The organism is Micromonospora sp. NPDC049081 (genome assembly GCF_040648835.1).
GTDB classification, from domain to species: Bacteria; Actinomycetota; Actinomycetes; order Mycobacteriales; family Micromonosporaceae; genus Micromonospora; species Micromonospora antibiotica.
Genome location: NZ_JBEZEK010000009.1, coordinates 103,550 through 109,763 on the forward strand (window position 1 = coordinate 103,550; position 6,214 = coordinate 109,763).

Annotated in this window: 8 protein-coding genes; 6 read left to right on the forward strand and 2 right to left on the reverse strand. The window is 74.2% G+C overall.

Going from position 1 to position 6,214, the window contains the following annotated elements; translation table 11 throughout:
* Window positions 1-157 precede the first annotated feature (157 nt).
* On the forward strand, window positions 158-511 hold the full coding sequence (locus AB0B63_RS15775) for a hypothetical protein (protein ID WP_357019186.1): 354 nt from the start codon (window positions 158-160) through the stop codon (window positions 509-511).
* Entirely contained in the window at window positions 508-762 is a 255-nt protein-coding gene (locus AB0B63_RS15780) for a flavin reductase (protein WP_357018888.1), read from the forward strand. Before AB0B63_RS15775 ends, AB0B63_RS15780 begins: the two co-directional genes overlap by 4 nt.
* A gap of 306 nt (window positions 763-1,068) precedes the next feature.
* Here AB0B63_RS15780 and fdhD read toward each other — a convergent pair whose 3' ends face one another.
* Window positions 1,069-1,923 carry a formate dehydrogenase accessory sulfurtransferase FdhD gene (fdhD, locus tag AB0B63_RS15785; protein ID WP_357018891.1) on the reverse strand — a complete coding sequence of 285 codons (855 nt, stop codon included), beginning with the start codon at window positions 1,921-1,923 and terminating at the stop codon, window positions 1,069-1,071.
* A 222-nt stretch (window positions 1,924-2,145) separates the two neighbouring features.
* On the opposite strand from fdhD, the gene AB0B63_RS15790 reads away from it, so the two are divergent.
* The 3 genes from AB0B63_RS15790 to AB0B63_RS15800 all read left to right on the forward strand — a co-directional run bounded on the left by AB0B63_RS15790 (window position 2,146) and on the right by AB0B63_RS15800 (window position 4,584).
* Entirely contained in the window at window positions 2,146-3,009 is an 864-nt protein-coding gene (locus AB0B63_RS15790) for an NTP transferase domain-containing protein (RefSeq protein WP_357018894.1), read from the forward strand.
* Window positions 3,006-3,302, forward strand: coding sequence for a DUF6457 domain-containing protein (locus tag AB0B63_RS15795; protein WP_208565116.1), 297 nt, complete (start codon window positions 3,006-3,008; stop codon window positions 3,300-3,302). The genes AB0B63_RS15790 and AB0B63_RS15795 overlap by 4 nt, the downstream gene beginning before the upstream one ends.
* 169 nt (window positions 3,303-3,471) lie before the next feature.
* Window positions 3,472-4,584: a hypothetical protein gene (locus tag AB0B63_RS15800; RefSeq protein ID WP_208565115.1), complete on the forward strand. Its 1,113-nt coding sequence runs from the start codon at window positions 3,472-3,474 to the stop codon at window positions 4,582-4,584.
* Between the two features lie 144 nt (window positions 4,585-4,728).
* On the opposite strand, the gene AB0B63_RS15805 is transcribed toward AB0B63_RS15800, so the two are convergent.
* A complete protein-coding gene (locus AB0B63_RS15805) occupies window positions 4,729-5,187 on the reverse strand; it encodes an Lrp/AsnC family transcriptional regulator (protein WP_208565114.1) in 459 nt (152 codons plus the stop codon).
* 59 nt (window positions 5,188-5,246) lie between these two features.
* Between AB0B63_RS15805 and ddaH the strand changes: the two genes are divergently transcribed.
* Complete coding sequence (gene ddaH, locus AB0B63_RS15810) at window positions 5,247-6,080, forward strand: dimethylargininase (protein ID WP_357018900.1); 834 nt, start codon at window positions 5,247-5,249, stop codon at window positions 6,078-6,080.
* Window positions 6,081-6,214: the final 134 nt, after the last annotated feature.

Below are 6,214 nucleotides of genomic sequence, written 5' to 3' on the forward strand. Positions count from 1 at the left end.
CCGCGCCCGACCCCGGACCGCCCGCGCGCCCGATCGTGCCCGGACCGATCGGGCCGTTCGTCCCGCCGTACCGGGGGCCGGGGCGGATGACCGGCGTCGTGCCGACGCACCGCTGGGCGTTCAGCCCGAACCAGGGGCCCCGGTGACTCCGCCGGAGATCAGGTCGGGAGACGTGCTGCACCTGTCACGTACCGCCAGCGTGCAGTTCATCCAGCCGATCACGGTCCGGGTCATCCGGGTGCTGACCGACTGGCACACGTACGACGGGTGGGTGTGGATCGACGCGTACCAGCTGAATGCCGTCGGCGAAGCGGTGCGGCGGCGGACCCTGTTCCTGATGCCGGCGGGTGCGCGCCGGCCCACCCCGCAGCCGGACCGCGCCCCCACCCGGACCGTCCCGGCTCCCCCGGCCCGGCGGGGTGGGGCGCCGGTCTCGCGGCGGGGCACGGCGGTCCCCCGGGACGCGCGGCCCGGCCGAGGGCGGGCGGCCCGGTCGGCGGGGACACAATGACCGGGCCGCTGCCCGGCCGGCACACGCCGCTGCGGCCGATCTGGCTGTGCCGGATCGATGCGGGGCCGTGGCCGTGCGGGGAGGCGAAACTCGCCCTCCTCGCGAGGTACGACGGCGACCGGCCCGGACTGCTCGCCCTGCTGGCCAGCCTGTCGGCGGAGGCGACCGAACACCTGACGCAACTCGACAACGGTCGCCGGATCGACGTGACCGACCGCTTCCTCACCTGGGTCCGCCCGCCGGACCGCTGATCCCTCTCCCGGTCGCCGTTCCGCTGCCGGATCGCCGTGCCGCCGCTGGAACCGGCAGCGGCTGCCGGCGGATTGTGGAGAATTGTTGCGGCCCTGGCGACAAGAACTCTCCACAATCCACCGCCGGACATCCACCGACCCGCGCCACCCGCCACCCGCCGCACCCGCCACCGACCCGGGCCACCGACCCGCGCCGCCCGCCGCACGCCGCACCCGCCACCGACCGAACCGCATCGACCGGTCCGCCGCCCGCGCCTGAGCCGCCGCCCGCGCCTGAGCCGCCGCCCGGGGCAGGAATTGCGGGGTTCAGGGGGTGATGCGGTGCGCGCCGGTGTAGACGTTCATGGTGCGACCACGGAGGAAACCGACCAGGGTCAGGCCCGCCTCGTCGGCCAGGTCGGCGGCGAGGGTGCTCGGGGCGGAGACCGCCGCCAGCAGCGGTACCCCGGCCATCCACGCCTTCTGGGTCAGCTCGAAACTCGCCCGGCCGGACACCATCAGCAGGTGCCCGGCGAGCGGCAGCCGCCGTTGCCGCACCGCCCAGCCGATCACCTTGTCGACGGCGTTGTGCCGGCCGACGTCCTCGCGCAGCACCACCAGCTCACCGTCGGGGGTGAACAGGCCCGCCGCGTGCAGGCCGCCGGTGCGGTCGAAGGCACGCTGCGCGGCGCGCAGCCGGTCCGGCAGCTCCGCCAGCAGCTTCGCCGGCACGGTGAGCGGGTCGTCCGCGACGGGAAAACGGGACCGGGTACGCACCGCGTCGATGCTGGCCTTGCCGCACACCCCGCAGGAACTGGTGGTGTAGAAGTTGCGCGTCGGGTCCGTCTCCGGTGCCGGCACGCCGGGGGAGAGCACCACGTCGACCACGTTGTACGTGTTCGGTGTCTCCACCCCGGAGCAGAGCTGGGCGGTGTGCACGTCGGCGTCGCTGCGGATCAGCCCTTCGGTCAGCAGGAAACCGATGGCCAGGTCGAGGTCGTCACCGGGGGTACGCATGGTCACCGCCAGCGGGCGGCGTCGACCCGGGCCACCCGGACCGACCCGGATCTCCAGCGGTTCCTCCACGGCGAGCGTGTCGGGCCGGCGCAGCGCCACCCGGGCGTCGTCCGCCGCGTCGAGGTCGATCCGGAGCACGCTCCGCCGGTCAGTGGCCCGTCCCATCCCGCCATCCTGCCCCGCCCACCCGGCCTCCCGCACGGTGACCACCCTGGCTGCGCGGTCGCATGCTCGGCCGGTGACCCCGTCGGCCTGCCGGGTGCCCGTCCGGCGGGGCACCCGGTGCCGGCCCCGGCGACCGTGGAACGCGACAGGATCGACCGGGGAGGGCAGGGACCGGCTCACGATGGCCGGGCCGGGTGGGAACCGGACCGCTACCGTGACCGGATGACGGCGTACGCGGCGGTGGTGCTGGCCGGTGGTGCGGCCCGCCGGATGGGTGGGCGGGACAAGCCGGCGGTGCCGGTGCACGGGCTGTCGATGCGCGACCGGGTGCTCGCCGCCGTTGCTGACGCCACGCCCCGGGTGCTGGTCGGGCCGGGCGGGTCGCTGCCGGTCGACGTGCTGGTGACCCGGGAGGAGCCGGCGGGCGGTGGCCCGGTGGCCGCGACGGCCGCCGGACTGGCCCTGCTCCACCCGGGTACGACGGTGGTCGCCCTGTTCGCCGCCGACCTGCCGCTGCTCACCCGCCCGGCCGTCGGCGTGCTACTCGACGCGCTCGCCGCCGGGTCCGGCCCGGAGGCACCGGACGGCGTCTGTCTCCTCGACGACCGGGGCCGGCGGCAACCGTTGTGCGGGGTGTGGCGGGTGCCGTCGCTGCACGCCGCGCTGGCCCGGGTAGCCACCCGCCGATCCGGGGCCGCCGGGAGTGTCGGGGCCGCCGGGATCGCGGAGCTGCTCGGCACCGCCGGTGCTGCCGGCAACGCGGACCTGTCCGGGAACGCGGATCTGCCCGGGAACGCGGATCTGCCCGGGAACGCGGATCTGCCCGGGAACGCGGAGCTGCCCGGCAACGCGGAGCTGCCCGGCAACGCCGAGCTGCCCGGAACGGCCGGCGGGGCCGGGGGCGTCCGGGGCACCGGGCGGGCCGGCGGCGGCGGGGGAGCCGAAGCCCTCGCCGGGGCGTCGATGCGGGAACTCCTGGGTGAGCTGACCGTACGCGAGTTGGTCTGGTCCGCTGCCGGCCCGCCACCGTGGTTCGACTGCGACACTGACTCCGACATTCGCCGGGCGGAGGAGTGGACGCGATGACCGTGCTGGACGACTGGGTGACGGCGGCCTGCGCCGAGCTGGGTCTCGACCCGGCCGAGGTGTCGGTGCCGACCGTGCTGGACCTGGCCCGGGATGTCGCCCACCAGGTGCTGCGGCCGGGTGCGCCGGTCACCGCGTACCTGCTGGGGGTGGCGGTCGGGCGCGGTGCGGACCCGGCAGCGGCGGCGGCCCGGCTCAGCGGACTGGCCGCCCAGTGGCCGGTGGAGCTGGGCGGTGAGCGTCCCGACCGGCTGGCGTCCGAGGTCGGCCGGTCGGCACCGCCGGCACCCTGAGCGGCCCGGCAACGAGCGTCGTGGCCGGCTGGCCGGCCGCCCCACCGGTGACCCGTCACGTCGTGATCTCTCGCCGCCACGATCGTCGGTGACGGTGTCCGATGCCGGTCGCGGTGGATTCGTTCTCCGGCCCGCCTGGGTAGGGTGACCTTGACGGACGGAGGCGATCATGACGGCGGACCACCCCTCGAAGCCGACCGGTGATCAGCCCGGCACCTCGCCGGCGCACCACGACCACCACGATTCGGTCCTGCTGGACGAGCCGAGCACGGCCGATCTGCGGGCCAAGGTCACCGAGGCGTGGCGGGAGTTCGCCCGGGCGCTGGCCGCGCGGCTGCGTGAGCTGCCCGCCGGGGCGCAGCTCGAACTCACTCTGGACCCGACCGCCTCCGGCACGGGTGACGCGGTCTATTCGATCAGCGTGAGCGTCGGTGAGGGGGGCCGGATCTCCGCCCGGGCGGTGGGTAACGCCACCCTGCCGCAGGGCTTCCGGCTGGACCGTGCGGCGGTGGCCGACATGATCGCGCTCGGCTGGTCGCCGCCCGGCGTGGTGGCGGGCTCCGGCGAACACTTCGGCCTGGACGGGGTGGCCGACGACGCCAGCAAGCTGGCCGGGCTGCTCTCCCGCACCCTGCGGGACGTGTACGGCGCACCGCACCCGGCCTTCCTGGTCTATCTCAGTCAGGACGCCGAGGGGGAGTCGTTGCCGATCGAGGCGCTCGGCACCGCGCGCAGCGAGTTCGGCCCCGACCAGGACGTCGAGGCCGACCTCGACGAGGCACTGGCCGCTGCGGCGAGCGCCCAGAACGGTGAGCAGGAGGTCCTGGACCTGCCCGAACGGGTCCGCACGGTGGTGTCGACCATGCTGAAGTCGACCTCCGACCACCTTCAGATCGACTCCGACGGCGACATCAACATCCGGGCCGGGTCGGCGATGGTCTTCGTCCGGGTGCGGGACAACCCGCCGCTGGTCGACGTCTTCTCGCCGGTGCTGACCGAGGTCGAGCCGACCGAGCGGCTGTACGTGAAACTCTCCGAGCTGACCAACCGGATGCCGATCGGCCGGTTGTACTGCGCCGACGACACGGTGTGGGCGTCCATCCCGGTCTTCGGGCGCAACTTCCAGGCCACCCACCTGATGCTGGCGGTGCAGGTGATGACGGGGCTCGCCGACGAGTTGGACGACCGGCTGCACGGTGAGTTCGGCGGGAAGCGGTTCTTCGGCGAGGGTGACAAGCCGGGCCGGGGCGACAGCGAACACCGCACCGGCATGTACCTCTGATCCTCCGCCCACCAGACAACCGCGCCGCCGCCGGCCTGCCGCTGCGCCGCCGTGCTGCTGCCCGGCTGCTGGCTGCGCCGCCGGGTGCGGCCCGACCGGCCCGACCGGCATGGGCGGCGCGGCCGGCATGGGCGGCGCGGGCGGTCAGGGGGTGGACGGGCCGACGCCGGGCGACTCGACCAGTCGGGACAGCACGATGGTGCTCCGGGTGGAGGTGACGAACGGCTCCGCCCGGAGCCGTTCCAGTGCCTCCTCCAGGTGGGAGATGTCGGCGGCCCGCAGGTGCACGAGCGCGTCGGCCTCACCGGAGACGGTGTAGGCGCCGACCACCTCGGGGTGCCGGCGGGCGGCCACCCCGAGCTGGGTGGGTGTGGTCCGGCCGGCGCAGAACAACTCGACGAACGCCTCCGTGGTCCAGCCGACGGCGGCCGGGTCCACCACGGCGGTGAAGCCCCGGATCACCCCGGTGGCCCGCAGCCGGTCCACCCGTCGCTTGACCGCAGGAGCGGAGAGTGACACCCGGTTGCCGATGTCCGCGTACGAGGTTCGGGCGTCCGCCACGAGCAACGCAATGATTCGCTGGTCGACCGCGTCTATCTGCAACGTTCCGCCTCGTGGAAGCAATGGTTGTGGCTGTTACCAACGTTCTACGCTACCTACCCTTGGTGACCGTGAACCAGCAGCGCGCCCCGCGAAAGCGGACATATCTGATGTGTGCCCCGGAGCACTTCGCGGTCGAGTACGCCATCAATCCGTGGATGGACGTCACCACCGGTGTCGACGTCGTGCTGGCGGTCAAACAGTGGGACCGGCTGCGGGACACGCTGGTCGGGCTCGGGCACGAGGTGCACGTGCTGACCCCGCAGGCGGGGCTGCCGGACATGGTCTTCGCGGCCAACGGTGCCTTCGTGGTGGACGGGACGGTCTACGGCGCGCAGTTCAAGCACGAGCAGCGGGCCGCCGAGGCCGCCGCGCACCGGGCGTTCTACCAGGAACACGGCTGGCACTTCATCGCGCCGAGCGAGACCAACGAGGGGGAGGGCGACTTCGCCTACCTGCCGGAGGCGCACGGCGGGCTGGTCCTCGCCGGGCACGGGTTCCGCACCGAGTTGCCGGCGCACGCCGAGGCGCAGGAGGCGCTGGGCCGCCCGGTGGTGTCGCTGCGCCTGGTCGACCCGCGTTTCTACCACCTGGACGTGGCGCTCGCCTCGATCGACGACGGCAACGTCGCGTACTTCCCGGGGGCCTTCTCGGCGGCCAGCCAGCGGGTGCTCACCCAGCTCTTCCCGGACGCGGTGCTCGCCGACGACGAGGACGCGTTGGCCTTCGGCCTGAACCTGGTCAGCGACGGGGCGAACGTGGTGCTCAACAGCGAGGCGACCCGGCTGGCCGGGAAGCTCAAGGCGGCCGGGTACACCCCGGTGCCGGTGGAGTTGGCCGAGCTGAAGAAGGGCGGCGGCAGCGTCAAGTGCTGCATCGCCGAGCTGCGCCCCTGACCGCTGCGCCCCTGACCGCTGCGCCCCTGACGGGCTACGCCCCTGACCGCTGCGCCCCTGACCGCTGCGCCCCTGACCGCTGCGCCCCTGACCGCTGCGCCCCTGACCGCTGCGCCCCTGACCGCTGCGCCCCG

Bases quoted from the DNA above. Each gene is read 5' to 3' on its own strand.
- AB0B63_RS15780 (WP_357018888.1), top strand. From the start codon at position 508: ATGACCGGGCCGCTGCCCGGCCGGCACACGCCGCTGCGGCCGATCTGG.
- fdhD (WP_357018891.1), bottom strand. From the start codon at position 1,923: ATGGGACGGGCCACTGACCGGCGGAGCGTGCTCCGGATCGACCTCGAC.
- AB0B63_RS15790 (WP_357018894.1), top strand. From the start codon at position 2,146: ATGACGGCGTACGCGGCGGTGGTGCTGGCCGGTGGTGCGGCCCGCCGG.
- AB0B63_RS15795 (WP_208565116.1), top strand. From the start codon at position 3,006: ATGACCGTGCTGGACGACTGGGTGACGGCGGCCTGCGCCGAGCTGGGT.
- AB0B63_RS15800 (WP_208565115.1), top strand. From the start codon at position 3,472: ATGACGGCGGACCACCCCTCGAAGCCGACCGGTGATCAGCCCGGCACC.